We start from the raw sequence: 25,439 nt of genomic DNA on the forward strand, positions 1-25,439 counted from the left end.
AGGCTACCGCGCGGCGGCCTTGTCGCGGCGCGGCAGCTTCCAGTCGGGCCGCACGAAGTGGCAGGTGTAGCCGTTCGGGAGGCGCTCCAGATAGTCCTGGTGCTCCGGTTCGGCCTCCCAGAAAGGGCCGGCCGGCTCGAGTTCGGTGACGACCTTGCCCGGCCACAAGCCCGAGGCATCGACGTCGGCGATGATGTCCAGCGCCACCGCCTTCTGTTCGGGCGACGTGAAATAGATAGCGGAGCGGTAGGAAGTGCCCAGGTCGTTGCCCTGCCGGTTGCGGGTGCTCGGATCGTGGATCTGGAAGAAGAACTCCAGCAGCGCGCGGTAGCTGGTCTGCGCCGGGTCGAACACCACCTCGATCGCTTCGGCATGCGTGCCGTGGTTGCGGTACGTGGCATTGGGCACGTCCCCGCCGGTATAGCCGACGCGGGTGTGCAGGACGCCGGGCATCTTGCGGATCAGGTCCTGCATGCCCCAAAAGCAGCCTCCTGCGAGGATGGCGGTTTCTGTCGAACTCATGGTGGTGCTCCTTGCGTGACCGGCCGCCGTAACACAGGCGGCCGGAATGGGTTAGGTGACGATCGATGGCACCAATTCAAGCACATGCCGTCATCGGGCGGCAGCCTCGAGGATCGCCTGCAACTGGGCGGCGTCCGCGGGGCGCGAGATCAGCCGCGTCGACTGGTAGGCGGCTGCGCCGCGTGCCATCTCCGGCAGCAGTCGCGTGAACCGGTCGAGTGCGATGCCCGCGCCGCTGACCGTCGTGGCGAGCCCGATGCGCTGCGCGAAGGCCTCGGTGGCGCGGGCGAGCTCGTGCGCGGCCTGCGGGTCCGTCGCGGCGGCGATGCCCAGGTGGGCCGCCATCTCGCCGAGGCGCGCGGCCGTTGCCGGATCTTCGGCCAGGAGTTCGATCGCGGCGGGCAGCGTAAGGGCGTGCGCCGCGCCGTGCAGCACGCCCAGCTTCGCCGAATACATCGAGGTCATCGAATGCACGATGCCGGAGAACAGGTTGCTGACCGCCACGCTACCGCCCCAGATGCCCGCCTGGACCTGCGCCCGCGCGGCCACGTCGCCCTGATCGGCGAGCAGGGCGGGCAGGTGGTCGTGCAGGGCCTTGGCGCCCTGCAGGCACGCGGCCTTGACGATCGGCAGGTCGACGTCGTGAGCGAAGCATTCGATGCAGTGCGTGAAGGAGTCGAAGCCCTGGGCGGCCAGGTCGTCGGCGGTTACGGTCGTGAGCAGCGCCGGATCCAGCACGAGGCGCGTCGGCAGCAGCGCATCGTCGAGGTAGGCGTTGGTGAGGTCGTCGCGGAAGCTTGCGAAAACGAAATGGCCGAACTCGCCGCCGAGCATGTAGGCGGCGGGAATGGCGACATGGATGGCCCGTCCGGCGCGGCGGACCACCGACACGTGCTGCGCCTGCACGAAGTCGGTACTCAGCCGCCGGACGTCGAACTGCGGATCCTCGGCCAGCATCCAGATGAACTTGGCGACGAAGTTGAGGAAGTTGCCGCCGAGCGACATGTAGCACCCATAGGACTGGGTGTTGATGCGCCCGGCCAGCGTGACGATATCTTCGTACTTGGCACCGGGATCGGCCAGGTGGGTATCGAACTGCAAGCCCAGCGACTGAAGGCTTTCCTCGAGCACACCGAGCACGCCCTGGGACTGCGCGCTTTCGTCGCTGATGAGCGCGATGCGGCCGATGCCTTCGTCCTGCAGATGCTGCAAGGCGGTGCGATGGCTCGCCGTGCCGAAATAGACCTTTTGATGAAAGCGACTGAAGCGGGTCATTGGAATGGACTCTCTGGGATGGTGTTTGTGGTTGGTCCGACATGGTGGCGGGACCGGTTCCGCGCGCGCCGCCTTCGCCGAGCGACATCCATCGCAACTGTGCATTTGTGCCGCTTCCTGGGAGCAACGCCGGCACTTGGCGCTGGCCCCCACGATGGGCCGTGTTAAACTAGTCAGATAACTAGTCTGAAGGGTCGCAATGAAGACTTGGCCGGTACAAGACGCCAAGGCGCGTTTTAGTGAATTTCTCGATGCATGCCTCGCCGAAGGGCCGCAGATGGTGACCAAGCGCGGCGCCGAAGCGGCCGTGCTGGTTCCTGCGGCGGAATGGCGGCGGCTGCATGCCACGGCCCAGCCATCGCTCAAGGATCTGCTGCTCTCGGCGGAAGCGCGCACCGATTTCCTGGTGCCGCCGCGCGGCAACGCGCGCCGGCGCCGGGTCGCGCCGATGCGCTGAGAGCGGCCATGTACCTGCTCGACACGAACGTCATCTCGGAACTGCGCAGAGCCCGCCCGCATGGCGCGGTGCTCGCATGGCTGACGCCGATCGCTGACGCCGACCTGCACCTGTCGGCGGTCACGCTGGGCGAGATTCAGGCCGGCATCGAACTCACCCGCGAACAGGATTCCGCGAAGGCCACCGAGATCGAGCAGTGGGCCGCGCTGGTTGCCGCGTCCTACAACGTGCTGCCGATGGATGCCGAAACCTTCAGGCTCTGGGCCAAGCTGATGCATCGCAGTTCGAACACTCTGTACGAGGACGCGATGATCGCCGCCACGGCCAAGCAGCACGCGCTGATCGTCGTGACGCGCAACGTCGGCGACTTCGCGGGTTTCGGTGTCGAGGTGCTCGATCCCTTCGCGCAACGATGAAAGCCCTGCGCATCTACGCCGGCCCCGCGGCCCGCAGGCACATCGAACAGCACGGCCTGCGCCCGAACGACGTGCGCACGATCCCCGGCGCGGCGGGCGGGCCCAAGGGGCTGGTGCTCGGGCCGCTCGACCGCTTCATCTTCGGGCGCTGGCTTGCCCGGTCGAGCCAGCCGGTCGACCTGGTGGGCGCATCGATCGGCGCCTGGCGGCTCGCGACGGCCTGCCTGGCCGATCCGCAGAGGGCCTTCGAGCGCTTCGAGCACGACTACGTGCGCCAGCAGTTCGATATTCCGCCGGGGCAGAAGCGGCTCAGTCCGCACCAACTCAGCGAACGCTTTGCGGAAAGCCTGACCACGTTCTATGGCGGACGCATCGGCGAGGTGCTCGGGCATTCGCGCTACCGGCTCCATGTGGTGACCTCGCGCGGGCGCCACATCCTCGGGCGCGAGGGCAGGGCGCGCACGCCCTTCGGCTACCTGGGCGCCTTTGCCACCAACAGCGTGTACCGCAAGGGCCTGGGCGCGTGGCTCGAGCGCTGCGTGTTCTCGACGCCGGGCGCTGCGCTGCCTTTCGGCACGCGCGACTTCCGTACGCGCCAGCATGCGCTCAGCGAAGCGAACTTCAACCTGGTGCTGCAGGCCTCGTGCTCGATCCCGTTCCTGCTGTCCGCAGTGCACGACATTCCGGGCGCGCCGCGCGGCGCCTACTGGGACGGCGGCATCACCGACTACCACCTGCACCTCGACTACCAGCCGGCGGACGAGGGCATCGTGCTGTACCCGCATTTCCAGCGCGCGGTGGTGCCGGGCTGGCTCGACAAGGGCCTGCGCTGGCGCCACCGGGCGACCGGCTTCCTCGACCGCATGGTGGTGCTCGCGCCCGACCCGGCGTGGGTGCGCTCGCTGCCCAACGGCAAGCTGCCCGACCGCAAGGACTTCATTCACTTTGCGCACGACACGCCGGCGCGCGTGGCCGCGTGGCACAAGGCCACGCGCGAGGCCCAACGGCTGTCGGACGAGTTCGAGGCCTGGCTCGACGCAGGTGCGGAACGCGTGCGCGACGTGCTGCCGCTCTGATGAGAAAACCGCGCCTGCGCGCGGCGGGCAAACCCTGAGCGCGGCGCCGTGGTTGCGCTTCGAGAATGAATGTTTACTTCCGTCAGAGAAAGCCGCCTTCATGTCCTCGATCAAAATTTCGCGCCGCCATTTCACGCTCGCTGCCGCAGCCGCCGCGAGCAGCAGCCTCGCCGTTCCTGCCTTCGCCCAATCTGCCTGGCCCAGCAAGCCGGTCCGCATCGTCGTGCCGTACACGCCGGGCGGTTTCACCGACCAGATGGCGCGGCTCGTGCAGGTGGGCCTGCAGGCCCGGCTCGGGCAGCCGGTGCTGATCGACAACAAGCCCGGTGCCAACAGCCTGATCGGCGTCGACGCGGTGGCCAAGGCCGCGCCCGACGGCAGCACCTTCGGCGTGGTGATCGCGGCCTATGCGGCCAACACCACGCTCTATCCCAAGCTGCCCTACGACCCGCAGAAGGACCTCACGGGCGTGTCGCTCATGGGCGTGTCGCCGCTGCTGGCCGCAGTCAACAGCGACGCGCCGTTCAAGACCGCGCGCGAACTGATCGCCTATGCGCGCGCCAATCCGGGCAAGGTGAGCTTCGGCTCGTCGGGCAACGGCTCGGCCGCGCACCTGACGACCGAGCTCTGGAAGTCGCTCACGCAGACCTACATGATCCACATCCCGTACCGCGGTGCCGCGCCCGCGCTAACCGACCTGATGGGCGGGCAGATCCAGCTCTTCTTCGACGCGCCCACCGGCCTGATCAACCAGGCCAAGGCGGGCAAGGTGCGGCTCATCGGCGTGGCGGGCGACAAGCGCCTGGCCGCGGCGCCCGAGGTGCCGACCTTCATCGAGCAGGGCTTCGCGGGCTTCACCGGCAGCACCTGGGCAGGCATGATCGCGCCCGCGGGCACGCCGCGCGAGATCGTCAAGCGCATGTCCGACGAGGTGTCGCGCATCATCAAGAGCGACGAGACGCGCGCAAAGCTCGACGCGATGGGCACCATTCCCGCGGGCAGCACGCCCGAGGAGTTCGACGCGTTCATCGTCGCCGAGACCACCAAGTGGGCCAAGGTGATCCGCAGCGCGGGCGTGAAGCTCGAGTAGCGCCGCCGGGCTATGCGGCGAGAACCAAGACCTTGAACTGGCTCGGCACGATCCGCATGCCGACCATGTTGCAGCGGTTCTGCACCGACAGGCTCGTCATCCGCGTGCACGGCGTGCCCTTGAGCAGCACGGTGAAGGCGCCGGTGATGTGGCGCGAGGGGCCCATCACGGTCTGCGATACCACGCCCATGAGCACGCCCGCGTTGTCGCCGTTGGTGATCGGCGTGACCGTGGCCATGTTGTGCGCCGGGGTGCCGCCGTAGAGGATGTTCCACGCGTTCGGAATCGCGGTCGGGCCGAGTGCGAAGTTGGGGTAGGGGATCGGCAGCGCGGGCGGCGTCTTGCAGACGTCGGGGAAGGCGAGGTCCACGCCCATCATCTGTGCATTGGCGAACATGTGTCGTTGCTCCTTCGTTGCGGGGCGGGTTCAGCCCATGTGGATCTGCTCGGCGTCGACCTTGACCAGCGCCTTGCTGCTGACCAGGGTGTTCTTCGCATGCAGGCGCATCGTCTCCGTCGCCTGCATGTCGATCTGGCCTGCGCGCACCTGTTCGACCTCTTCGGTCAGGCGGAAGCTGGAGCGCGTGAGCACGCTCAGCCGGTCGAGCACCGTCTCGAGCGTGCGGCCGACGAAGCGTGCGACCAGCGTCGTTACGCGGACCTCGGCGCCGCGATAGTCCAGGTCGGTCAGTTCGACCTGCGCCTTCCGTGCCTGCAGGTTGAACTCGGTCGCGCGAAGGTCGAGCTGCGTGTCGGCCTGCAGCGCGATACCGCCGCTGCGTGCGTGCAGCGTCAGATCGCCGTTCACCACGAGCTGCGAGCGGCCCGGATCGGCCTGGGCGACGACCGCGATCAGGTAGAGCTGCTCGCGCTCCGGCCCCGCTACGAGCACGGTGTCGCCGATGGCCGGCTGCAGCAGGCAGCTCGCGGCGCGGGTGCAGCGCCAGCGCTCGCCGCCCGCCTGCGCGGCGACGCGATAGCCGTCGCTGCCGAGCGCCTCGACGACGGTGCCGAGGGCGCTGCCGTTCCAGGCGGTCGATGCCGCCGCCGGCAGCGGCCGGCGCAGCAGCACGTGCATCTCGTCGGGCATGGCCTCGGCGGGCGCCGGGTCGGCTTCGGGCTGCCGAGCGGTGCGTTGGTTCATGGCATGGTCTCCTCGGAAGGGCCGGAAGGGCCGGAAGGATCGGCGCCAGGCGGCAGCGGACGCCCGAAGGTGTCGCGGCCTGCGCGCTGCGGGCGCAGCCGCCGTGCCGCCGAGAAGCGCTCGGCCTCGAACAGCGCGGGGTCGCTGTCGAGCACGCCGAGGCGGTCGCTCCATCGCGTGCCGGCCTGCAGCGCACGATGGGTCTGGGTGCGCTGGAACATTGCGCCGCGCATGTCGGCGTCGCTGAGGTCGGCATAGGCGAAGTCGGCATACACCAGATGGCTGCGCGCGAACGAGGTCCGCCGGCAGTGCGCGCGGTGGAACACGCATTGCGTGAGCTGCGCATCCGACAGGTCGGCATCGTCGAGCAGGGCATCGACCCAGAGGCTCTGATCGAAGCGCGCGCCGCGCGCGTCGGCATGCCGCAGGTCGGCCTCGGGAAAGAGGCACTGCGGTGCCTCGACGTCGGTGAGCACCGCGCGCGCCAGCTTCGCGCCCTTGAAGTTGCATTGGCTCAACTGCGCCCGATCGAAGTTGCAGCCGCGCAGGTTGGCATCGATGAACTGGCACAGGTGGAACGATTGTCCCGAGAAATCCTGCCCCGCGAGATCGGCCTCGCTGAAGATGACGTTGTGGAAGCTGGCGCCCGCGAAGTGCGCGCCGCGCAGTTCGGCGCGGTAGTACACGGTGGTGTTCAGCGCCACCTCTGTGAAGCGGGTCTCCGCGAGATTCGATTCGCCGAACACCGCCTTGGTCAGGTCCGCGCGCTGGAAGTCCGCTGCCTGGAGCTGGCTCTGGTGGAAGGTGGCGAGCCCGGCCGCGGCCTCGGCGAAATCGGCTTCGCGCAGGTCGCAGCCGCTGAAGGTGGTCCGGCCCATCGCGGCGCCGCGCAGGCGCGCGCCGGACAATGCGCACTGGTGGAAGGCCGCGCGCTGCAGGTCGGCGCCGTCGAGCACCGCGGCCTCGAACCGGCAGGCGTCGAAAGCCGACTCCCCGAGGCGCGCGCCGCGCAGGCTGGCCCCCGAAAAGTCGCATTCGCGCAGCGCGCCCCCTCGCAGGTCGAGGCCGTCGAAGTTCATGCCCTTGAAGTCCTGCCCCTGGATGTGTTCGCCGGTGCGGAGTTTCTGCGCCAGAGTCTCCGGCGTCATTGCACCGGATCCGCCGCGCGGCGTGGGAGGGTCTTGGCCTGCTCGAGGTAGGCGCCGCGGGTTTCGGTCACCGTGTCGATCACCGACTGGGACACGTCGGCGCGGAACAGGTTGGCGTCGCGCAGGTCGGTGCCGGCGAAGCGGGATTTCTGCAGATGCGCATTCATGAGGTTGGCGCCGGAGAGCGAGGCGTGCGTGAAGTCGGCGCGGATGAAAAGGCTGTCGGGCGCGTCGACCGCGCTCAGGTCGGCGCCGACGAGCGCGCACGACGAGAGATCGCAGGTGTCGAGCGTGGCGGCGACGAAGCGCGCGCCATGGAGCGGCATCTCGCGCAGGCTGCAGTGCAGCAGCGTGGCACCCTCGAAGTCGGCATTGCGCAGGCTGCTGGTGCCGACGAAGCAGCTGGTGCGCAGCGTGGCGCCGCGAAACACCACGCCGGTGTCGCCCGGCGTGTGGGCCCAGGCGCAGGCTTCGAGCGAAGCGCCCGAAAAATCGAGGTGCTCGACGCGGCACGCGATGATCCCGAACTTGTGCAGCCGCGCCTCGCGAAAACTGCAATCGACGAGCCGGCTGCCTTCGAGCAGCGTGACGTAGTCGAGCTGTGCGGCGTCGAAGCGGCAGCCTTCGAAATGCATGCCGAAGAGGTTCAGGTGCGCGAGCCGCGCGCCGCTGAAGTCGCAGTGGTCGAAGCGGGTCTTCTCGATCGTGGTCTCGTGCAGCGCCGCGCCGGCGAACGAGGTGTGCGCGCAGTGCGCGAGGCTCAGGTTGGCCTGGTGCAGCACGCAGCCGGCCAGCGACGCGCGCGACAGGTCGGCGCGCACCAGCACGGCTTCGGTCGCATCGGCGCCGTCGAGCTGCGCGCCCACGAGCCTGGCGCTTTCGAGCAGCGTGCGGCGCAGCACCGCGCCGCGCAGGTCCATGCCCGAGAGGTCGGCGCCGGTCAGGTCCATGCCGGAGAGGTCGCGCGTGGTGGCCATGATGTCGCGCACACGCTCGCGCACCTCGGCGGCGCGCTCGCCGTCCAGCGCATCGGCCGCGGTCTGGTGCTGCGCGCCGAGCCGGTACATGTCGATCAGTCCGCGCCGCCCGCGTTCGGCCGCCTGCGCGAGTTCGTGCTGCTGCTCGGGCGGCATCTGCGCGCTGCGCGTGGCGGGCGCGATGCCGAGCATGCCCTTCATCACGCTCTTCGCATCGAACGCCGGCGGGCCCTTGACCTGCGTGCGGCCGGCGTTCTCGACCATCTCGCCGGTGTCGAAGCCGACCTTGCGCGACTGCACCGCATTGGCCTTGCCGTGCGCGGCGAGTTCGCGCCGGGCCTCTTCGAGCTTTTGCGTCTGTTCGCGCTCGAAGACTTTGGCCTGCGCCATGAACTCGGGCAGCTCGCTCAGCGTGGGCATGCGCGTGAAGGGCTCGGGCACCGGGCGCTCCTTGAAGTGGCGCGCCTTGTGGCCCGCGGCCATGCCGTGCCGTGCGATGTCTTCGCGAAGCAGGCGGGCGCGCTCCTGCATGTTGCGCATGAGCGGCGATTCCTCCTCGTCCTGCGCGGTGCGGTCGATCCACGGCCCGATGCATTCGGCCGGCAGCAATTCCTCGTCGCGGAAGGTGTGGAGCGCGCCGGTCTCGGGGTTGCTGCGCCGCTGCAGGGTTTCGAGGTAGTGCGCGAGCGGGCGGGGCGGCTCGGCGGCCCGTTCGATGGCCGGCATGACGTGCGTGACGTCGGCGGCGTCGTCTTCCGCGATGTCGGTCTCGCCATGGAAGATCAGCGCGATCTGCTCGCGGTGCGGAAAGAACCAGGCGGTGGTGAGCCGCAGGTCGATCTCCTCGAAGCGCTCGGGCTCTGCACTTGCGCCCGCGCCGGTCCGGCGCGCGATGAAGCCGCGGGCGCGCCAGTCGGGCAGCCGCCCGCGCTGCACGGGCTCGGCGGGATGCATGTTGAGGATCTGGTAGGGCGTGCCGCCGGCGATGCGGTCGTCCTGCGGCCAGCGCTGCGCGGGCGCGGCGGCGTTGAAGAGCCGCCAGTCCATGTCTTCGGCAAAGCCGGGGAAGAGGTTCTCACGCCAGTGCGTGCCGTAGTCGCTGCCGATCAGGCGCATGCGTGCGGGCCAGCTCACGTCGATGGCGCCGGGGCAGGCCGGTTCGACGGCGCGTCCGGGGTGGTCGATGCGGCGGTTCGGATGCTCCACGTTGGGCAGCCGCTGCACCTCCAGGCCCTGGACGAGTTCGGGTTGGTGCCCGATGCCCAACGGATTGTCGGCACAGGCGGGACCGCCGAAGGCGCGCGTCCAGTCGAGCCGCATCGATTCGAAGGGCTGCGGCGCGCTCGCGCGGCCGTCGATCCAGTAGCGGTCGCCGAAGACCACGAACTGCCGCACCAGCGCGCCCACCTGGAGCTCGACCGCGCAGGCGGTCTTGTCGGCCTGGTGGTCCGTATAGGCATGGCCCGTGGCGAGGAACTCGGCGCAGGGCTTGGGCATGCCGAGGTCGATGGCACCGGTCGGGCCGAGCTCCTCGGAAACCGTCTTCCAGAACTCGGTCTCGGGCAGCAGCACGGGCTTTTCGTCCATCGAGACCATGCCCATCACGGTGAGCGCCAGGCGCTTGCGGCCTGAGCGCAGGAAAGGCCGCGTGATCACGCTCAGCCGCAATGGTTTAACGGTTTTCACGCGGAGGCGCGGGGAATCTCGAGCGGCGTGCGCGAGCGGTCGATGGCGAGGATCGAGGCGTCGTTCGGGTCGCGCAGCAGGTGCACCGGCTTGCCGGGCACCGCGAACTGCGGCAGCAGCCCCTCGTCGATCAGCGTGCGCACCACCGCGGGCCGTTCGGCCCATGCCGCATCGTTGTCGACCAGCCGCAACGCCAGCTCGACGGCACACACCTTCTGCCCCTGCGTGCCGCCGCGGGTCAGCTCGTTCTCGGAACGCTTGAGCGACTCGACCACGGCCTCGGCGGGCACGCCGGTCTGCGCCAGGCGCTCCCAGGTCTTTGCCTCGGCCGAATAGATGCGGTTCTCGTGCGTGGCCACGATCACCACCGAGGCCGCCACCACGAGCATCGATCCCATCAGCACCGCGAAGACGATCCAGAGAAAAATTTCCATCGTTGCCGGTTCGCTCCAGGCCTCTCAGGCCACCAGTGTCAGGACCTTGAACTTCGCCGCCAGGCCGCCGGTGGCGATCAGCATGCCCTTGTTCGCGATCGACAGCCCCGTGGCCTTGACCTCCATCGGCTCGTTCTTGAGCGAGAACAGGGCCACATCGATCTTGATCGTGGCGATCTGCGCGTTGAGCACCGCGTAGTACTGCAGGCGCGCGCCCCACACGTCGAGCGACACGCCCACGAGGCTCACCCGGAGTCCCACGCCGCCGATGCGAACGAGCCGCCAGTCGCCGCTGGTGGCGTAGTTGTTGTTGTAGACGTTGGAGTTGTTCGTGTAGTTGTTCGTCGTGTTGTTGTAGGTGGTCGACGTGGTGTTGTAGACGTTGGTGTTGATGACGTGCTGCGTCGTGTTGTGGATGTGGTTCGTGGTGTTGAAGATCACGTCGGGCGAGGTGTGCACCGTGGGCCCGGTCACCACCGTGTTCGACGGGCCGTTGACGGTCACGTTGTTGATCGTGTTGACCGTGTCGTTGCGCCCACCGCTCACGAAGCGGATTTCCTGGCCGTCGATGGTGCCGTTGAAGCCGCCCGAGATCGCCAGGTTCACGCCGCCGCTGATGGTGTCGTTCAGGCCGCCGCTGAGCGTGCGCGTCTTGCCGCCCGTGATGCTCTGCGTGACGCCGCCGCTCACCGTCTCGCTGAAGCCGCCGGTCACGTCGCGGGTGTCGCCGCCGGTGATGGTCTCCGTGGCACCGGCCGTGATGTCGCGCGTTTCGCCGCTCAGGTAGGTGGACGACTCGTGGCCTTCGATGCGCGTGGTGCGCGTGCCGCCGGTGGTGTGCGTCTCGTCGGCCTCGACCTCGACGTCGAGGTTGCGCTCGGCATGCAGCAGGATCTGCTCGGCGCCCGTGCGGTCCTCGAAACGCAGCATGTTGGCCTGGTTGGCCGCGCCGCCGCTGCTGGAGCGCGTGAGGATGCCGCTGGCCGTGGCGTTGGCGGGCAGCTCCCAGGGCGGCATCTGGTCGTTGTTGTAGACGCGGCCGGTGATGATCGGCCGGTCGGGCTCGCCGCCGATGAAATCGACGATCACTTCCTGGCCCACGCGCGGCATGTGCATGGTGCCGAAGTTGGCGCCGGCCCAACTGCTAGACACCCGTACCCAGCACGAGCTGTTCTCGTCGGCCTGCCCGTAGCGGTCCCAACGGAACTGCAGCTTCACGCGGCCGAAGCGGTCGGTCCAGATCTCTTCGGGGCCGACGACGGTGGCGGTCTGCGGGCCGTTGGTGCGCGGCTTCGGTGTCTTGCGCGCGGGGCGAAAGGGCACGCTCGACGGCAGCACGGTGAAGTCGAACTGGCAGATCGACTCGGTGGTCCCCGTGGAATAGTCGGGTTCCTGCAGGTCGTAGCGCGTCTCGGTGACGAGGTATTCGCGGTTGTCCGATTCGCGCGGGCAGTGCGTCATCTCGAACAGGTAGCCCGGCGCCATGCCGACCACGTTGGTGTGGCCCGCGGCGAGTTCGTGCGCGGACTGCAGCTCCTGCAGCCGGATCTTGGCGTAGGTGTCGCCCTGCTGGTGTTCGCTGTAGCCGCCGAGCCATTCATAGACTTCGTAGCTCGAATGGTCGTGGCCCTTCGGGTCCTGGCGCACGCTCTGCAGCGAGGCGCGCGATTTCCTGAAGTCGAAGTCGTCGAGCATCACGCGGCCCGCGGTGATCTGCTCGGCGACGCGCCACTGGTCGATGCACGGCTCCATCGCATGCAGCACGCGGTCGCGCGAGCGGTAGGCGATGCGCGGGTAGGCGGGCAGCTTGCCGTAGCTGCCGGTGTCGTCGGCCAGCACCAGCAGGTGGGTGTTGCGCGCGTGCTCGAAGTGGTAAGCGATGCCTTCGTGCTCCATGAGCCGGCTCACGAATGCGAAATCGCTCTCCTGGTACTGCACGCAATATTCCCAGGGGCGGTAGTTGCCCGTGAGGCGCTTCTCGAACTCGAAGCCGTATTTGCCGAGCACCTCGTCGAGCACGTCGGGCACGCTCTTGTTCTGAAAGATGCGGCAGTCGGTGGTGCGCGTGAGGAACCAGAGCCACGGCTGCACCAGCGCGCGGTACACGTAGTGGCGGCCGGTTTCGTTGGCACGGCCCACGAGCTCGAAGCGCACCACGATGCCGTTGAGGTGGCGCGGCGTGGCGCCATCGGTGATCTCGAGGGTGAGCGAGGTGCCGAGCAGCTTCTTCAAATCGAGGTTGAAGCTGGGGCTGACCATGTCGACCTCGAACTCGAACAGCTGCGAGAGGCCTTCCCGTCCCCGCATCGCGCGGAACCTGAGCTGCTCGGCGGTCAGTGCGGTGTGGACCTGGACGGTACGCGTCATTCGGATTTCCCTGGCTACCTGGGGCTGCTGCGGTTGCAGGCCTTCGGAAACAGTCTAGGAAATGCTTGTGTCATGTGGATGACGTGCGGGGCTTTCATTCAGGGCGGGTGCCCAGGGTACCGGGTACTCCCCTCCGCGAATGTCCCCCGCCGGCGTGATCGCCGCCCTGAACAGCCGCCCCCGAACAGAGCAGCGCTCGAACCGCCCCTACATCGACGCTTCGAGCATCGCCGTGTAGTCGTCGCGCGAGGCGAGCCGCGGATTGGTCTTGTGGCAGTGGTCGGCCATGGCGCCGTCGATGATCTTCTCGAACATCGCGGGCGTCACGCCCACTTCGGCCAGGCCCTTGGGCATGCCCAGGCGCGCGTTCATGTCGCGGATCGCCTCGGCCAGGTCGCCGGCCGAATCGAGGTGCATGGCCTGCGCCATGCGCTGCAAGCGCTGCTCTTTCTGGACCGATTCGGCCCCCGCGTTGAAGCGGATCACCGCGGGCAGGAAGAGGGCGTTGAGCGTGCCGTGGTGCAGCCGCGGGTCGACGCCACCCAGGCTGTGGCTCAGCGAGTGCACGCAGCCCAGGCCCTTCTGGAACGCCATGGCGCCCTGCATCGACGCGCTCATGAGGTTGAGGCGTGCCTCGCGGTCGCTGCCGTCGTTGGTGGCGCGCTCGATGTGGCCCCAGGCGCGCTCCAGGCCGTCGAGCGCGATGCCGTCGGCCGGCGGGTTGAAGGCCGCCGACATGAAGGTTTCCATGCAGTGCGCGATCGCGTCCATGCCGGTGGCGGCCGTGAGCCGGGGCGGCAGGCCGAGCGTGAGCTCGGGGTCGCAGATTGCGGCCTTGGGCATCAGGAACCAGCTGTGGAAGCCGAGCTTGCGGTGGTCGTCCACGATGACGATCGCGCCGCGCGCCACCTCGCTGCCGGTGCCGCTGGTGGTGGGCACCGCGACGATCGGCACCACGCGCTCGGTGATCTTCGGTGAGCCGCCTTCGATGGTGGCGTAGGTCTTGAGCGGGCCCTCGTGCGTGGCCGCGATCGCCACGCCCTTGGCGCAGTCGATCGCCGAGCCGCCGCCAACGGCGATGAGCCCGTCGCAGCGCGCGCTGCGGTACATCTCGACCGCAGCGCGCACCGCCGCCTCGGTGGGGTTGGAGGGCGTCTGGTCGAACACGGCGACGTCGTCGAGATCGGTGAGGGCGTCGAGCGCCTTCTGCAGCACGCCCGCCGCGCGCACACCGGCGTCGGTGACGATCAGCGGGCGCTGAATGCCGATGCGGGCGCATTCGCTGGCGAGCAGCTTGATCGCGCCGAATTCGAACTGGATCTGGGTGAGGTATTGGATCAGGGCCATGGGCGTGAGTGCGTGGGGCAGTACGATTGCCGACCATCGAATCTATCAAGAGCAGCCAGTCTTGCACATGAACAAAACCCTTGGCGCTGTCGCGTCGGGCACATCGCTGACCGCCAAGATGGCCAGCGTCGTCGAACGCATGGCGCGTGCCGGCCACCCGAGCCTGGACCAGCTCACCCCCGACGAGGCCAAAGCCGCCTACGAGAAAGGCGCCGGCGTGCTCGAGGTGCCCAAGCCCGAGCTGGCGCGCATCGAGGATTTCGCGATTGCCGCGCGCGACGGCGCCGAACTGCCGGCGCGGCTCTATGCACCTTCAATGCCGTCGGCGCAGAAGCTCCCGGCGCTGGTGTACTTTCACGGCGGCGGCTTCACCGTGGGCAGCATCCGCACGCACGACACGCTCTGCCGCGTGCTGAGCGCGAAGAGCGGCTGCGCGGTGGTGTCGGTCGACTACCGGCTCGCGCCCGCGCACAAGTTCCCGACCGCCTCGAACGATGCCTGGGACGCCTTCGCGTTCGTGGCGAAGGAAGGCGGGCGCCTCGACCTCGACACCGGCCGCCTTGCCGTGGGCGGCGACAGCGCGGGCGGCACGCTGGCCGCGGTGTGCGCCATCCTCGCGCGCGACGCGGGGCTGCCGCTCGCGCTGCAGATGCTGATCTACCCGGGCACTACGGCGCACCAGGACACCGACTCGCACCGGCGCTTCGCCGACGGGCCGCTCCTGACCCAGGCCATGATCGACTTTTTCTTCAGCCAGTACGTGAACACACCGGTCGACCGCGACGACTGGCGCTTTGCGCCGCTGCTGGCCGACGACGTCGACGGCGTGGCGCCGGCCTGGATCGGGCTGGCCGAATGCGATCCGGTGGTGGACGAAGGCATCGCCTATGCCGACAAGCTGCGTGCGGCCGGCGTGCCGGTCGACCTCGAGATCTACCGCGGCGTCATCCATGAATTTCTTAAGATGGGCCGTGCCATTCCCGAGGCACTGCAGGCGCAGGACGATGCCGCGCGCGCACTCCGAGAAGCATTGAAATCATGACCGAGACAACAACGACCCTTCCCCAGCGAAAAGACTTCCGCTTCTTCCATCGGCTGCGCGTGCGCTGGGCCGAGGTCGACATGCAGAAGATCGTATTCAACGCGCACTACCTGATGTATTTCGACACCGCCGTCGCCGACTACTGGCGCGCGCTCGCGCTGCCGTACGAGGAGGCCATGCAGGCGCTGGGCGGCGACCTGTACGTGCGCCGCGCGACGATCGACTTCCGCGCCTCGGCGCGCATGGACGACGTGATCGACGTGGGCATGAAATGCGCGCGTGTCGGCAATTCGTCGATGGTGTTCGAGGGCGCGCTGTTCCGCCAGGACCAGTACCTGGTCGGCTGCGAACTGGTCTACGTGTTCGCCGATCCGGCCACGCAGACCTCGAAGCCGGTGCCCGCGGCGCTGCGTGAGACGCTGCTGGGCTTCGAGGCCGGCGAGCCGATGTGCACGGTGGAGACCGGCGACTGGAAGACGCTCGGCGAAGGTGCGGGCGCGCTGCGCCGCGCGGTCTTCATCGAGGAACAGAACATCCCCAAGGAGCTCGAGTGGGACGCGCACGATGAAGTGGTGCTGCATGCGGTGGTGCGCAACCGGCTCGGCCAGGTGATCGCCACCGGCCGCCTGCTCGACGCCGTCGACGGCACCGCGATGCTCGGCCGCATGGCGGTGCACCGCACGCTGCGCAGCGGCGGCCATGGCGCGTCCGTCATGCAGGCGCTCGAGGACGCCGCCCGCGCGCGGGGCGACCGCGAGATCGGCCTGCATGCGCAGCGCCGCGCCGAGCGCTTCTATGCGCGGCGGGGCTACCAGGTGCATGGCGAGCCCTTCGAGGAAGCCGGCATCCCGCACATCGAGATGCGGCGGGCGCTGAACTGAGAAGTCTCAGTACCGCGGCGGCGGATCGGGCACGTAGCCCGTGTCCGACCTAGGGAAGGCCGACGGACCTTCTGGGCGCGGCCAGCGCGGCGGCGGCACGGGGATGATGCCGGCCGCCACCAGGTTTTCGCGGCTGTCGTAGCGGATGCGCACCACCTCGTTGGGCGACGGACCTGCGCGCTCGAAGGTGGTGTGGCCCACGTGCGAGGCCTCGCGCCGGCCGTGACCGGTGCCGAGGCTGGGAGCAGGTGCCGCCTGCCGCGCGAGGCCGCCCTTGGCCGAGGCGCCCGGCATTGCGGCTTCCGCCGCGCTGTCGGCAGCGCGGGCCTGCGGCACGACGGGCTCGTCCGGCACAGGCGGATGCGGCACGCGCTCGCGGAACATCGCCACGCCGATCACGCCCACGTCGTCGGGCCGGCCGGTGCGGCTCGCGTACGACGCACCGACCGAGGTGAACTCGAAGGCCGCGATCTGCGAGTCGCTCTTGCGCCAGCCCGCGATGTCGCTGCGTTTGCCGCCCGAAAAGACGTAGCCGTTCTGCAGCACGCCCGCGGTTTCGCCGGTGACGATGTTGATGCCGTCCACCGACATCACGGCCATGATGCGTTCGCCGCCTGGATGGCGCACGCGGATCGCATAGCGCGCGCCGGGCCGGCCGGCGACCCAGTGGTCGCCCCGGTGGCGGTACAGCGGAAGTTCGCGGCCGCTGGCGCGGTCGATCACGCTGACCTGCATCAGCGCGCCCAGGCGGTGGGCAACCGGTGGCGCCGGGTACGGCCACAGGGGGCTTTCGGCCGAGGCGGCAAGCGGGGCCATGGCAATGGCGAGGGCAATCGGAAGCAGGCGTCTGCGTTTCATGGTGGATTTCCTTGGGCCGTAGTGGATCGGTCCGGCTTCTACGGGCCGGGGATCGAGACGGGGTCAAGGCGCAGGCAAAAAAAATGGCGCTGCCTTGTCGGGGCAGCGCCAGCCATCGCATCGCGCAAGGATGCGCGGGAACATTCCTGAAGTTAGATGTCTTCGAGCAGCGGGTAGGGCAGCGGTTCGACCGTGAGTGCCGGCCCGTCGGCACCGCCCGCGCGGAGGCCGCCGGCCTCGAGTGCCGAGATCTGGACCGACACCAGCGCCGCCCAGCCGCCGGCGGGCGCCTCGGCGGCCTGCACGACGGCGCCGACGGGCTGTTCGGCGTCGCCTGCGGCGAACACTTCCTGGCCCGCGCCGAGCGGCGCATCAGCCCGCACGATGTAGGTGCGGCGCTTGAGCGTGCCGCGAAACTGGCTGCGCGCTACCACCTCCTGGCCCGGGTAGCAGCCCTTCTTGAAATTGACGCCCCCGACCGATTCGTAATTGATCATCTGCGGCACGAAGGCCTCGACCACCGGCGTGGTCAGGGTCGCGATGCCGCTCCGAACCTCGCTCCAGAGCCAGAGCGCGGCGTCCAGCGGCGCACCGGTGGGCGCGGGGCTGTCCACCGGCGCGATCCAGAGCGCGCGCGGCACGCCGTCGGCCGGGTAGAGCGAGACCGCGCTCGCATCCTCGCCCACCGCGGAGCGTTGGCCGGGCAGGGCTGCAGCGTCGAGGCCGTTAGCCGCCAACGCGGTGCCCGCCACGCCGTAGAGCGCGAACTGCCCGGTTGCATCGCTGAGCTTGGCCTTGGCGCGCAGCACGTACATCGACAAGCGCTTGAGCGTGGCCGCCAGGATGTCCTGGCTGCAGACCAGCAGCACCAGGTCGGGCTGCGGCCGGATGCCGATGAAGCTTGCGATCGCGCGTCCCTTGGCCGTGCAGAGCGCCGCCAGGCGGGCCTCGGTGGGGCCGAGCAGCGCGAAGTCCTGCGTCAGCTGGCCGTGCAGGAAGCTCGCGGCATCGGGACCCTCGGCGCGGATCACGCCGAGGTGTGAAAGAGCGGTAACACCATTGAGAACGACAGGGGTCATCGCTGAATTATCATGGTCGCGGCCGTTTCGTCGCGCCTGCAGGGAATCCCGCCCCGGTTTCCGCAGGGCCACTGGCCATTGGTTCCGATCCGCTCGCCCATTCTTCCAACTCCCGCTACTGCAACGGACCCGTGCGCCGCTTCTTTCTCACGCTCTTCCTGCTGGCCGCATTCACCGTGCTCGGCCTTGGTGCCGCCGGCCTCTGGTGGGTGCACCAGCCGCTCAAGTTGTCCGCGCCCAGCCTCGACCTGTCGGTCGAACCCGGTACCACGCCGCGCGGCGTCGCGCAGGCCGTGGCCGATGCGGGCGCCGACGTGGAGCCGCAACTGCTCTACCTCTGGTTCCGTCTTTCGGGGCAAGACCGGCAGATCCGCGCCGGCAGCTACGAGCTGGCGCGCGGCATCACGCCCCAGACGCTGCTCAGCGTGCTGGTACGCGGCGAAGAGGCCACGCGGAGCGTGGTGCTCGTCGAAGGCTGGAACATCCGCCAGGTGCGCGCCGCGCTCGCCAAGGCCGAACAGCTCAAGCCCGAGACCGTCGGCCTGCCCGACGACGCACTGATGGCCCGGCTCGGCCGGCCCGGCGTGCATCCCGAGGGCCGCTTCTTTCCCGACACCTACACCTATTCGAAGGGCTCGACCGACATCGCGCTGCTGCAGCGCGCGATGCGGGCCATGGACAAGAAGCTCGAAGCCGCCTGGGCGGCGCGGGCGTCCGACCTGCCGCTGAAATCGCCCGATGACGCGCTGATTCTGGCCAGTATTGTCGAAAAGGAGACAGGCAAGGCCCAGGATCGCGCCGAGATCTCGGCCGTGTTCGCGAACCGGCTGCGCGTCGGGATGCCGCTGCAGACCGATCCGACGGTGATCTACGGCCTGGGCACCGCCTTCGACGGCAACCTGCGCAAGAAAGACCTGCAGGCCGACACGCCCTGGAACACCTACACCCGCGGCGGCCTGCCGCCGACGCCGATCGCGATGCCCGGCAAGGCCGCGCTGCTGGCCGCGGTGCAGCCGGCGTCGAGCAAGTCGCTCTACTTCGTCTCGCGCGGCGACGGCACCAGCCAGTTCAGCCATTCGCTCGACGAGCACAACCGCGCCGTCAACCGCTACCAGCGCGGGGGTGGTGGCAACAGTGTCGAACCCAAGCCGCCGAAGGCCCCCCAATGAGCCGCGGGGAAGGACTTTTTCTCACGCTCGAGGGCATCGATGGCGCCGGCAAGTCGAGCCACCTCGACGCCATCGAGGCGCGCTTCCGGGCCCAGGGTCGCGCGGTGGTGCGCACCCGCGAGCCGGGCGGCACGCCGCTGGCCGAAACGCTGAGGGGCCTGGTGCTCGAACAGCCGATGGACCCGCTGACCGAATCGCTGCTGGTGTTCGCTGCACGCCGCGACCACGTGGTGCGGGTGATCGTGCCGGCGCTCGCGCGCGGCGATGTGGTGCTGTGCGACCGCTTCACCGACGCCACTTTTGCCTACCAAGGCGCAGGGCGCGACTTCGACGCCGCCGTGCTCTCGACGCTCGAACAGTGGGTGCAGGGGGGCAGGGGAGCGGCAGGGCAGCTGCTGCAGCCGCACATCACGCTGTGGTTCGACCTCGCGCCCGAGATCGCGGCCGAGCGTCTCGCGGGCGCGCGGCTGCCCGACAAGTTCGAATCGCAGCCGGTCGAATTCTTTCGCCGCGTGGCCGCCGGCTACGCGGCCCGCGCAGCCGCCGATGCGGCGCGCTTTGCCCGCATCGACGCCAGCCAGACCCGCGACCAGGTCTGGCAGCAGGTCGAGGCGTTGCTCGTGGCGCGCGGGGTGTTCGCGCCGGCATCGGTGGGGGTCGGGCGATGAGCGCTGCGCCGGGCCGCCCCAAGCAAGCTCGCTCCCGCTTGGCGGGAAGGCGCGCAGCGCCAAGGGTGCACCAATGAGCGCTCCCTCCGCACTGTCGCCCTGGCTGCGCCGGCCGCTCGCCGAGTTGCTGCGCCAGCGCGGCCATGCCTGGCTGCTGCAGGGCCCTTCGGGGCTGGGCCAGTACGAACTGGCGCTCGCGCTCGCGGCCGCCTGGCTTTGCGAACAGCCGGCGGAAGAGGGCGGCAGCGCCTGCGGCCACTGCCCGAGCTGCCATGCGATCGCGGTGCGCACGCATGCCGACCTCTGTGTGCTGATGCCCGAGGTCGCGATGCAGGAGCTGGGCTGGCCTCTCGACGAGAAAGCCCAGTCCGACATCGACGACAAGAAGCGCAAGCCCAGCCGCGAAATCCGCGTCGAGGCGATGCGCGAGGCCGTCGGCTTTGCCCAGCGCACCAGTGCGCGCGGCCGCGGCAAGGTGGTGCTGGTGTACCCGGCCGAGCGCATGAACAACATCACGGCCAACGCGCTGCTCAAGACGCTCGAGGAACCCGTCGGCGACGTGCGCTTCGTGCTCGCGAGCGAGGCGGCCTGGCAGTTGCTGCCCACCATCCGAAGCCGCTGCCTGGGCTTCACGATGCCGTGGCCCGCGACCGCCGAGGCCGAGGCCTGGCTCGCCGCGCGCGATGTGCCCGCCGCCGATGCCCCTGCGCTGCTCCGCGCGGCCGGCGGCCGGCCCAGCGACGCGCTGCGGCTCGCGCGCGCCGGACAGTCGCCCAAGGCCTGGTCGCTGCTGCCCAAGGCCATCGCACGCGGCGACGTGGCCGCGCTCGCCGACCAGGCGCCGGCCCAGGCGATCGGCGCACTGCAGAAGCTGTGCCACGACCTGATGGCGGTCGGCAGCGGCGCCGCGCCGCGGTTCTTCGAGGCTGTAGACCTGCCGCCCGCTGTGCCTTCGCACCTGGCGCTCGCGCGCTGGTCGAAGTCACTCGCGAGCGCGGCGCGTACCGCCGAACACCCCTTCAACGCGGGGCTCATGCTCGAAGCGCTTGTGAGCGAAGCGCGAACCACCCTAAACTCTGCCGCTCGCCGCCCATGAACCAACCTGCCGCCCCCGCTGGACCCGCCGCACCTGCTGCTGCCGCGATGCCGCCCCGGCCGAGCGTGATCCAGCTCGCCATCAAGGAAAAGGGCGCGCTCTATGCGGCCTACATCCCGCTGTTTGCCGAGGGTGGGATCTTTATTCCGACCACGCGCGAATACCGGCTCGGCGACGACGTCTACGTGCTGCTGACGCTGCCCGAAGATCCGCAGCGCTATCCGGTGGCCGGCAAGGTCGCCTGGATCACGCCGCCGCGCGCCGCCGGCAACCGGGCGCCGGGCGTGGGCATCCGTTTTCCGTCCGACGAAAAGTCGCGCCAGCTCAAGGCCCGCATCGAAGCGGCGCTCGGCGGCTCGATGGCCTCCGACCGGCCGACCCAAACGATTTAGGCTCGCCCCCAGGCTGCGCGCACTTCGTGTCGCTTCTCCCTCCCCCTACCGGGGGCAATACCAGCGGCCCGGCCGAGCCGGTTCCGCGGTATTCCTGGCATTGGCCGTCTTGGCTTCCGATATTTCATGTTCACCGATTCCCACTGCCACCTCACTTTTCCCGAATTCGCGGACCAGATGCCGCAGATCCGTGCCGCCATGGCCGAAGCGCGGGTCGACCGCGCGCTGTGCATCTGCACCAAGCTCGAGGAATTCGACGACGTGCAGGCTCTCGCGGCGCGCTATGACAACTTCTGGGCCAGCGTGGGCGTGCACCCGGACAACGAGGACATCGCCGAGCCCACGGTGGACGATCTCGTGCGGCGCGCCGCCATGCCGCGCGTGGTGGCCATCGGCGAAACCGGGCTCGACTACTACCAGATGGACGCGCGCAAGGGCGGTCGCAGCATTGCCGACATGGAATGGCAGCGTGACCGCTTCCGCGTGCACATCCGGGCCGCGCAGCAGACGCGCATGCCGCTCGTGATCCACACGCGCGAGGCGTCGGTCGACACGCTCGCGATCCTCAAGGAGGAGGGCGAGGACGGCAGCGGCAGGGCGGCGGGCGGCGTGTTCCACTGCTTCACCGAGACGGCCGAGGTCGCTCGCGCGGCACTCGATCTGGGGTTCTACATTTCGTTCTCGGGCATCCTGACCTTCAAGAAGGCCGAGGAACTGCGCCAGGTTGCGGCCTTCGTCCCGCTGGACCGGATGCTGATCGAGACCGACAGCCCCTATCTCGCGCCGGTGCCGTACCGCGGCAAGACCAACAACCCATCGTACGTGCCGTTCGTGGCGAAGCGGATCGCCGAGCTGCGCCAACTGCCCCTCGAAGCGGTGGCGAAGGCCACGAGCGACAATTTCGAACAGCTTTTCACGGGAGTAAAAACATGAAGAAGTACATCAAGAAGTTCTTGTATCTATCTGTCGCAGCAGCAACTTTTGCATCGCATGCCGGTTCGTTCGAAGACTTTTTCCGCGCCGTGCGTGGCGACAACGCGAGTGGCGTGCGCACCCTGCTGAACCGCGGATTCGACCCCAACACGCGCGACGAGCACGGCCAGACCGGCTTGCTCATCGCGCTGCGCGAGCCGTCGCCAAAGGTCATCCAGGTGCTGATCGAATCGCCGAAGACCGACGTTGACATCGCCAACCCCAAGGACGAGACGCCGCTGATGCTCGCCGCCATCAAGGGCCAGCAGGACGTGGTGGCCCAGTTGCTCAAGCGCGACGCCGCCGTCAACAAGACCGGCTGGACGCCGCTGCACTACGCCGCATCGAGCGGGCAACTGAGCATCATGAAGGTGCTGCTCGACAAGCACGCATTCATCGACGCGCAGTCGCCCAACGGCACCACGCCGCTCATGATGGCCGCGATGTACGGCTCGACGGAGGCGGTGAAGCTGCTGCTGGCCGAAGGTGCCGACACGGCAATGAAGAACCAGCTCGGCATGACGGCGGTCGATTTCGCGAACAAGGCCAGCCGTTCGGAAGCCGCGCAGCTGATCGAAGCGGCTGCCGGGGCAAAGAACGGCCCGAAGGCCATTCCGAAGGACGGCAAGTGGTGAGCCAGCCGGGGGGGGCACGCGGCGGGCCTGAAGGCGATCCGCCGGTCCGGTGCCGATCAGACCGTCCTCTATGTAGGTCCCAAATAGTAATGTCGCGTTTGGCCCGAATAGAAATGTCGCATTGTTGCTCCGGTCCAGCTCCTGGATCCGAGGCACAGCGATGGCAACACCGGCGGCAACTATCACCATGTCGATGCGCGAAGCCGATCGCCTCAAGACCATCCAGGCCGTGGTGGATCGGATGGCGCGCGTGGGCCAGGCCGCGCAGCGGCTGGGCCTGAGCCGACGGCAGCTTGAGCGTCTGATCCAGCGGTACAAGGAGGATGGTGTCGCTGGCTTGGTCTCGCGCAAGCGCGGCCGGCCCAGCAACCATCAACTGGCGCCAGGCGTCGCCGAACGTGCGATCGGACTGATCCGGGAGCGCTACGCGGACTTCGGTCCGACGCTGGCCTGCGAGAAGCTGACCGAACGTCACGGCCTGAAGCTCGGTGTCGAGACCGTGCGAGCGCTGATGACGGCGGCCGGCCTGTGGACGCCCCGCAAACAGCGCGCGGCCAAGATCCACCAGCCTCGCAATCGCCGGGCGTGCGTCGGCGAGTTGATCCAGATCGACGGCAGCGACCACGCCTGGTTCGAGGAGCGTGATGTGCACTGCACGTTGCTGGTTTTCATTGACGACGCCACGAGCCGGCTGATGCAGCTGCACTTCGTGCCGACCGAGTCGGCCTTCGCGTACTTCGAAGCCACGCGGGCCTACCTCGAGCAGCATGGCAAGCCGGTGGCGTTCTACAGCGACAAGGCAAGCATCTTCCGCGTGGTGCGCGATTCGACCGACTTTGGCCGCGGCACGACGCAGTTCGGACGCGTTCTCTTCGAGCTGAACATCGACATCATGTGTGCCAACACGAGCCAGGCCAAGGGCCGTGTCGAGCGTGCCAACCTCACGTTGCAGGATCGCCTGGTGAAGGAACTGCGCCTGCGTGGGATCAACACGCGCGAAGCGGCCAATGCGTTCGCACCGCACTTCATTGCCGACTTCAACGCGCGTTTCGCCAAGGCGCCGCTGCGCGAGTTCGATGTGCATCGACCGGTGCGTGGCGATGAAGATCTGGATCTGCTGTTCACCTGGCGGCTGCAGCGCAAGGTGTCGCTGTCGCTCACGCTGCAGCACGACCGGGTGATCTACCTGCTCAAGGACACGCCAGCCAACCGCAAGCTGATCCATCGCTACATCGATGTCTTCGAGTACCCGGATGGCCGGATTGAGCTGCGAGCCGACGGTGCAAACCTGGTCTACGAGCGCTATGACCGATTGCCACACGTCGACACCGCCGCCATCGTCGAGAACAAGCGCCTGAGTCACGCTCTTCAGGCTGCACTGGTGATCCAGACGCAGCGGGACGACAGAAGGAAGTCCAGTACGCCCTCACGAACGAATCAAGGGCAGGCGCCCTACTCCACCAAGGCTTTGCCAGGGACCAAACGGTCCAGGCAGTTCACGTCACAGGACCTCGACGAAGCGGTCAGAGCGGTCTGTCGGGCACTCAAGAAAACAACCGTGTTGGCCTCCGGCTGAAAGGCCTGTGCTCGCTCAAAAGCAAGGCAGTGACGGCGTTCGCCGGGCTCCATCAAGAAAGAAGAAATGCGACATTTCTACTTGGCTAGAACTACGACATTTGAACTTGGCCTTGACACTCTAAGGAAACACAATGTGCATTATGTTAAATGAAAGATGCGCATCTGCCCGCAACAGGTTTTGCCATGCTTGACCAAAGGACCACCACCCTCACGTTCGATACGCCAGGACGCGGCCTTCTGGAGATCACCCCCGCGGTCGCTCGCTGGGTCGAACGCAGCGGCCTGCGCACCGGGCTCATCACGCTGTTCGTCCGCCACACGTCGGCGAGCCTGCTGGTGCAGGAAAACGCGGACCCCGAGGTCCAGGCCGATCTGGAGCGCTTCTTTGCGCGGCTCGTGCCCGATGGCGATGCGCTGTTCCGGCATCGCGACGAAGGCCCCGACGATATGCCGGCCCATGTGCGCTCGGCGTTGACGGCGGTCCAGCTCTCGATCCCGGTGGCCGATGGCCGCCTGGCGCTGGGCACCTGGCAAGGCATCTACCTCTGGGAACACCGCGCCCGGGCGCACCGGCGCGAGGTGGCCTTGCACCTGCTCGGTTCCTAGCGCAAGCTGGGGGCGTGCAATTTTTCCAACAAGGAGCAAGGCCATGTCGAACCACGTCTACAAGTCGCTCGAACTCACGGGCTCGTCGCCCCTCGGCATCGAGGATGCCGTGCAGACCGCCATCGCCAAGGCGCACGAGACGGTGCGCAACATCCAGTGGTTCAACGTGACCGAGACCCGCGGTCATGTGGTCGACGGCAAGGTCGCGCACTGGCAGGTCACGGTCAAGATCGGCTTCACGCTCGAGTAGCCGAGCCGGCCGCCCAGGGTCAGCGGATGCCGAGCGCCCGGTCGAGCGAAAGCCGGCCTGCCCCGCGTCCCACCAGCAAGAGCATCAGCGCGGCCCACGAAAGGTGTGTCGGCCAGGCGTCGGGATAAACGAAGAGCTGGATCACCAACGTCATGCCCAGCAACGCCAGCGCCGACAGGCGCGTGAACAGCCCGAGCTGTTGGCGCCGACCGGAAACTGAGCCAGTTTTGTAGGTAGTGCCGAAGTAAAAGTGAGCCAGGTGTTCAACCTACCC

26 protein-coding genes and 1 pseudogene are annotated in these 25,439 nt (G+C 68.4%); 15 read left to right on the plus strand and 12 right to left on the minus strand.

Annotation, left to right across the window (positions count from 1 at the left end; all coding sequences use genetic code 11):
• Positions 1-3: 3 nt before the first annotated feature.
• Complete coding sequence (gene msrA / locus AC3A6R_RS04340; RefSeq protein WP_487863872.1) at positions 4-522, minus strand: peptide-methionine (S)-S-oxide reductase MsrA; 519 nt, start codon at positions 520-522, stop codon at positions 4-6.
• Positions 523-612: 90 nt separating this feature from the next.
• Entirely contained in the window at positions 613-1,797 is a 1,185-nt protein-coding gene (locus AC3A6R_RS04345; RefSeq protein WP_487863873.1) for a hypothetical protein, read from the minus strand.
• A 199-nt stretch (positions 1,798-1,996) separates the two neighbouring features.
• Here AC3A6R_RS04345 and AC3A6R_RS04350 point away from each other — a divergent pair, with 199 nt between their 5' ends.
• The 4 genes from AC3A6R_RS04350 to AC3A6R_RS04365 all read left to right on the plus strand — a co-directional run bounded on the left by AC3A6R_RS04350 (position 1,997) and on the right by AC3A6R_RS04365 (position 4,836).
• Positions 1,997-2,254, plus strand: coding sequence for a type II toxin-antitoxin system Phd/YefM family antitoxin (locus AC3A6R_RS04350; RefSeq protein ID WP_487859090.1), 258 nt, complete (start codon positions 1,997-1,999; stop codon positions 2,252-2,254).
• An 8-nt stretch (positions 2,255-2,262) separates the two neighbouring features.
• Positions 2,263-2,670: a PIN domain-containing protein gene (locus AC3A6R_RS04355; protein ID WP_487859091.1), complete on the plus strand. Its 408-nt coding sequence runs from the start codon at positions 2,263-2,265 to the stop codon at positions 2,668-2,670.
• Positions 2,667-3,746: a patatin-like phospholipase domain-containing protein gene (locus tag AC3A6R_RS04360; protein ID WP_487863874.1), complete on the plus strand. Its 1,080-nt coding sequence runs from the start codon at positions 2,667-2,669 to the stop codon at positions 3,744-3,746. Before AC3A6R_RS04355 ends, AC3A6R_RS04360 begins: the two co-directional genes overlap by 4 nt.
• A gap of 100 nt (positions 3,747-3,846) precedes the next feature.
• Entirely contained in the window at positions 3,847-4,836 is a 990-nt protein-coding gene (locus AC3A6R_RS04365; RefSeq protein ID WP_487863875.1) for a tripartite tricarboxylate transporter substrate binding protein, read from the plus strand.
• 10 nt (positions 4,837-4,846) lie between these two features.
• On the opposite strand, the gene AC3A6R_RS04370 is transcribed toward AC3A6R_RS04365, so the two are convergent.
• From AC3A6R_RS04370 to AC3A6R_RS04400, 7 genes are all read right to left on the minus strand, one after another.
• Positions 4,847-5,233, minus strand: coding sequence for a DUF4150 domain-containing protein (locus AC3A6R_RS04370; RefSeq protein ID WP_487859094.1), 387 nt, complete (start codon positions 5,231-5,233; stop codon positions 4,847-4,849).
• A 30-nt stretch (positions 5,234-5,263) separates the two neighbouring features.
• Positions 5,264-5,980 carry a DUF3540 domain-containing protein gene (locus AC3A6R_RS04375; protein ID WP_487859095.1) on the minus strand — a complete coding sequence of 239 codons (717 nt, stop codon included), beginning with the start codon at positions 5,978-5,980 and terminating at the stop codon, positions 5,264-5,266.
• On the minus strand, positions 5,977-7,128 hold the full coding sequence (locus AC3A6R_RS04380) for a pentapeptide repeat-containing protein (protein ID WP_487863876.1): 1,152 nt from the start codon (positions 7,126-7,128) through the stop codon (positions 5,977-5,979). The genes AC3A6R_RS04375 and AC3A6R_RS04380 overlap by 4 nt, the downstream gene beginning before the upstream one ends.
• On the minus strand, positions 7,125-9,791 hold the full coding sequence (locus tag AC3A6R_RS04385; protein WP_487863877.1) for a DUF2169 family type VI secretion system accessory protein: 2,667 nt from the start codon (positions 9,789-9,791) through the stop codon (positions 7,125-7,127). Before AC3A6R_RS04385 ends, AC3A6R_RS04380 begins: the two co-directional genes overlap by 4 nt.
• Positions 9,788-10,225 (minus strand): hypothetical protein, encoded by a 438-nt coding sequence (locus AC3A6R_RS04390; RefSeq protein WP_487863878.1) that lies wholly within the window; start codon positions 10,223-10,225, stop codon positions 9,788-9,790. The genes AC3A6R_RS04385 and AC3A6R_RS04390 overlap by 4 nt, the downstream gene beginning before the upstream one ends.
• Positions 10,226-10,249: 24 nt before the next feature.
• On the minus strand, positions 10,250-12,592 hold the full coding sequence (locus AC3A6R_RS04395; RefSeq protein ID WP_487863879.1) for a type VI secretion system Vgr family protein: 2,343 nt from the start codon (positions 12,590-12,592) through the stop codon (positions 10,250-10,252).
• A gap of 207 nt (positions 12,593-12,799) precedes the next feature.
• Positions 12,800-13,939, minus strand: coding sequence for an iron-containing alcohol dehydrogenase (locus tag AC3A6R_RS04400; RefSeq protein ID WP_487863880.1), 1,140 nt, complete (start codon positions 13,937-13,939; stop codon positions 12,800-12,802).
• 67 nt (positions 13,940-14,006) lie between these two features.
• Here AC3A6R_RS04400 and AC3A6R_RS04405 point away from each other — a divergent pair, with 67 nt between their 5' ends.
• Positions 14,007-14,981: an alpha/beta hydrolase gene (locus tag AC3A6R_RS04405; RefSeq protein WP_487863881.1), complete on the plus strand. Its 975-nt coding sequence runs from the start codon at positions 14,007-14,009 to the stop codon at positions 14,979-14,981.
• Positions 14,978-15,862 (plus strand): YbgC/FadM family acyl-CoA thioesterase, encoded by an 885-nt coding sequence (locus AC3A6R_RS04410; RefSeq protein WP_487859102.1) that lies wholly within the window; start codon positions 14,978-14,980, stop codon positions 15,860-15,862. Before AC3A6R_RS04405 ends, AC3A6R_RS04410 begins: the two co-directional genes overlap by 4 nt.
• Before the next feature lie 6 nt (positions 15,863-15,868).
• Here the strand turns inward: AC3A6R_RS04410 and AC3A6R_RS04415 are convergent, their stop codons facing one another.
• Together AC3A6R_RS04415 and ygfZ are read right to left on the minus strand one after the other, a co-directional pair.
• Positions 15,869-16,720, minus strand: coding sequence for a hypothetical protein (locus tag AC3A6R_RS04415; RefSeq protein ID WP_487863882.1), 852 nt, complete (start codon positions 16,718-16,720; stop codon positions 15,869-15,871).
• A gap of 152 nt (positions 16,721-16,872) precedes the next feature.
• Complete coding sequence (gene ygfZ, locus AC3A6R_RS04420) at positions 16,873-17,799, minus strand: CAF17-like 4Fe-4S cluster assembly/insertion protein YgfZ (protein ID WP_487863883.1); 927 nt, start codon at positions 17,797-17,799, stop codon at positions 16,873-16,875.
• A gap of 131 nt (positions 17,800-17,930) precedes the next feature.
• Between ygfZ and mltG the strand changes: the two genes are divergently transcribed.
• From mltG to AC3A6R_RS04465, 9 genes are all read left to right on the plus strand, one after another.
• Positions 17,931-18,968 (plus strand): endolytic transglycosylase MltG, encoded by a 1,038-nt coding sequence (mltG, locus tag AC3A6R_RS04425; protein ID WP_487859105.1) that lies wholly within the window; start codon positions 17,931-17,933, stop codon positions 18,966-18,968.
• On the plus strand, positions 18,965-19,636 hold the full coding sequence (tmk, locus tag AC3A6R_RS04430) for a dTMP kinase (RefSeq protein WP_487859106.1): 672 nt from the start codon (positions 18,965-18,967) through the stop codon (positions 19,634-19,636). Before mltG ends, tmk begins: the two co-directional genes overlap by 4 nt.
• Before the next feature lie 73 nt (positions 19,637-19,709).
• Positions 19,710-20,732 (plus strand): DNA polymerase III subunit delta', encoded by a 1,023-nt coding sequence (locus tag AC3A6R_RS04435; protein WP_487859107.1) that lies wholly within the window; start codon positions 19,710-19,712, stop codon positions 20,730-20,732.
• A complete protein-coding gene (locus AC3A6R_RS04440; RefSeq protein ID WP_487859108.1) occupies positions 20,729-21,124 on the plus strand; it encodes a PilZ domain-containing protein in 396 nt (131 codons plus the stop codon). The genes AC3A6R_RS04435 and AC3A6R_RS04440 overlap by 4 nt, the downstream gene beginning before the upstream one ends.
• Before the next feature lie 126 nt (positions 21,125-21,250).
• Positions 21,251-22,057 carry a TatD family hydrolase gene (locus tag AC3A6R_RS04445; protein ID WP_487863884.1) on the plus strand — a complete coding sequence of 269 codons (807 nt, stop codon included), beginning with the start codon at positions 21,251-21,253 and terminating at the stop codon, positions 22,055-22,057.
• Positions 22,054-22,731, plus strand: a complete 678-nt coding sequence (locus tag AC3A6R_RS04450) for an ankyrin repeat domain-containing protein (RefSeq protein ID WP_487863885.1) — start codon at positions 22,054-22,056, stop codon at positions 22,729-22,731. Before AC3A6R_RS04445 ends, AC3A6R_RS04450 begins: the two co-directional genes overlap by 4 nt.
• Positions 22,732-22,918: 187 nt before the next feature.
• Positions 22,919-24,307 carry an ISNCY family transposase gene (locus tag AC3A6R_RS04455; RefSeq protein WP_487863909.1) on the plus strand — a complete coding sequence of 463 codons (1,389 nt, stop codon included), beginning with the start codon at positions 22,919-22,921 and terminating at the stop codon, positions 24,305-24,307.
• Positions 24,308-24,492: 185 nt separating this feature from the next.
• Positions 24,493-24,915 carry a secondary thiamine-phosphate synthase enzyme YjbQ gene (locus tag AC3A6R_RS04460; RefSeq protein ID WP_487863886.1) on the plus strand — a complete coding sequence of 141 codons (423 nt, stop codon included), beginning with the start codon at positions 24,493-24,495 and terminating at the stop codon, positions 24,913-24,915.
• Positions 24,916-24,958: 43 nt separating this feature from the next.
• Positions 24,959-25,165 (plus strand): dodecin, encoded by a 207-nt coding sequence (locus AC3A6R_RS04465; RefSeq protein WP_487859112.1) that lies wholly within the window; start codon positions 24,959-24,961, stop codon positions 25,163-25,165.
• 19 nt (positions 25,166-25,184) lie between these two features.
• Here the strand turns inward: AC3A6R_RS04465 and AC3A6R_RS04470 are convergent.
• Positions 25,185-25,361: pseudogene (locus AC3A6R_RS04470) on the minus strand (DoxX family protein); the annotation flags it as partial.
• Positions 25,362-25,439 lie beyond the last annotated feature (78 nt).

The sequence above is a fragment of the Variovorax sp. Soil_C_19 genome (assembly GCF_057657255.1).

Bases quoted from the DNA above. Each gene is read 5' to 3' on its own strand.
- msrA (WP_487863872.1), bottom strand. From the start codon at position 522: ATGAGTTCGACAGAAACCGCCATCCTCGCAGGAGGCTGCTTTTGGGGC.
- AC3A6R_RS04345 (WP_487863873.1), bottom strand. From the start codon at position 1,797: ATGACCCGCTTCAGTCGCTTTCATCAAAAGGTCTATTTCGGCACGGCG.
- AC3A6R_RS04350 (WP_487859090.1), top strand. From the start codon at position 1,997: ATGAAGACTTGGCCGGTACAAGACGCCAAGGCGCGTTTTAGTGAATTT.
- AC3A6R_RS04355 (WP_487859091.1), top strand. From the start codon at position 2,263: ATGTACCTGCTCGACACGAACGTCATCTCGGAACTGCGCAGAGCCCGC.
- AC3A6R_RS04360 (WP_487863874.1), top strand. From the start codon at position 2,667: ATGAAAGCCCTGCGCATCTACGCCGGCCCCGCGGCCCGCAGGCACATC.
- AC3A6R_RS04365 (WP_487863875.1), top strand. From the start codon at position 3,847: ATGTCCTCGATCAAAATTTCGCGCCGCCATTTCACGCTCGCTGCCGCA.
- AC3A6R_RS04370 (WP_487859094.1), bottom strand. From the start codon at position 5,233: ATGTTCGCCAATGCACAGATGATGGGCGTGGACCTCGCCTTCCCCGAC.
- AC3A6R_RS04375 (WP_487859095.1), bottom strand. From the start codon at position 5,980: ATGAACCAACGCACCGCTCGGCAGCCCGAAGCCGACCCGGCGCCCGCC.
- AC3A6R_RS04380 (WP_487863876.1), bottom strand. From the start codon at position 7,128: ATGACGCCGGAGACTCTGGCGCAGAAACTCCGCACCGGCGAACACATC.
- AC3A6R_RS04390 (WP_487863878.1), bottom strand. From the start codon at position 10,225: ATGGAAATTTTTCTCTGGATCGTCTTCGCGGTGCTGATGGGATCGATG.
- AC3A6R_RS04395 (WP_487863879.1), bottom strand. From the start codon at position 12,592: ATGACGCGTACCGTCCAGGTCCACACCGCACTGACCGCCGAGCAGCTC.
- AC3A6R_RS04400 (WP_487863880.1), bottom strand. From the start codon at position 13,939: ATGGCCCTGATCCAATACCTCACCCAGATCCAGTTCGAATTCGGCGCG.
- AC3A6R_RS04405 (WP_487863881.1), top strand. From the start codon at position 14,007: ATGAACAAAACCCTTGGCGCTGTCGCGTCGGGCACATCGCTGACCGCC.
- AC3A6R_RS04410 (WP_487859102.1), top strand. From the start codon at position 14,978: ATGACCGAGACAACAACGACCCTTCCCCAGCGAAAAGACTTCCGCTTC.
- AC3A6R_RS04415 (WP_487863882.1), bottom strand. From the start codon at position 16,720: ATGAAACGCAGACGCCTGCTTCCGATTGCCCTCGCCATTGCCATGGCC.
- ygfZ (WP_487863883.1), bottom strand. From the start codon at position 17,799: ATGACCCCTGTCGTTCTCAATGGTGTTACCGCTCTTTCACACCTCGGC.
- tmk (WP_487859106.1), top strand. From the start codon at position 18,965: ATGAGCCGCGGGGAAGGACTTTTTCTCACGCTCGAGGGCATCGATGGC.
- AC3A6R_RS04435 (WP_487859107.1), top strand. From the start codon at position 19,710: ATGAGCGCTCCCTCCGCACTGTCGCCCTGGCTGCGCCGGCCGCTCGCC.
- AC3A6R_RS04440 (WP_487859108.1), top strand. From the start codon at position 20,729: ATGAACCAACCTGCCGCCCCCGCTGGACCCGCCGCACCTGCTGCTGCC.
- AC3A6R_RS04445 (WP_487863884.1), top strand. From the start codon at position 21,251: ATGTTCACCGATTCCCACTGCCACCTCACTTTTCCCGAATTCGCGGAC.
- AC3A6R_RS04450 (WP_487863885.1), top strand. From the start codon at position 22,054: ATGAAGAAGTACATCAAGAAGTTCTTGTATCTATCTGTCGCAGCAGCA.
- AC3A6R_RS04455 (WP_487863909.1), top strand. From the start codon at position 22,919: ATGTCGATGCGCGAAGCCGATCGCCTCAAGACCATCCAGGCCGTGGTG.
- AC3A6R_RS04460 (WP_487863886.1), top strand. From the start codon at position 24,493: ATGCTTGACCAAAGGACCACCACCCTCACGTTCGATACGCCAGGACGC.
- AC3A6R_RS04465 (WP_487859112.1), top strand. From the start codon at position 24,959: ATGTCGAACCACGTCTACAAGTCGCTCGAACTCACGGGCTCGTCGCCC.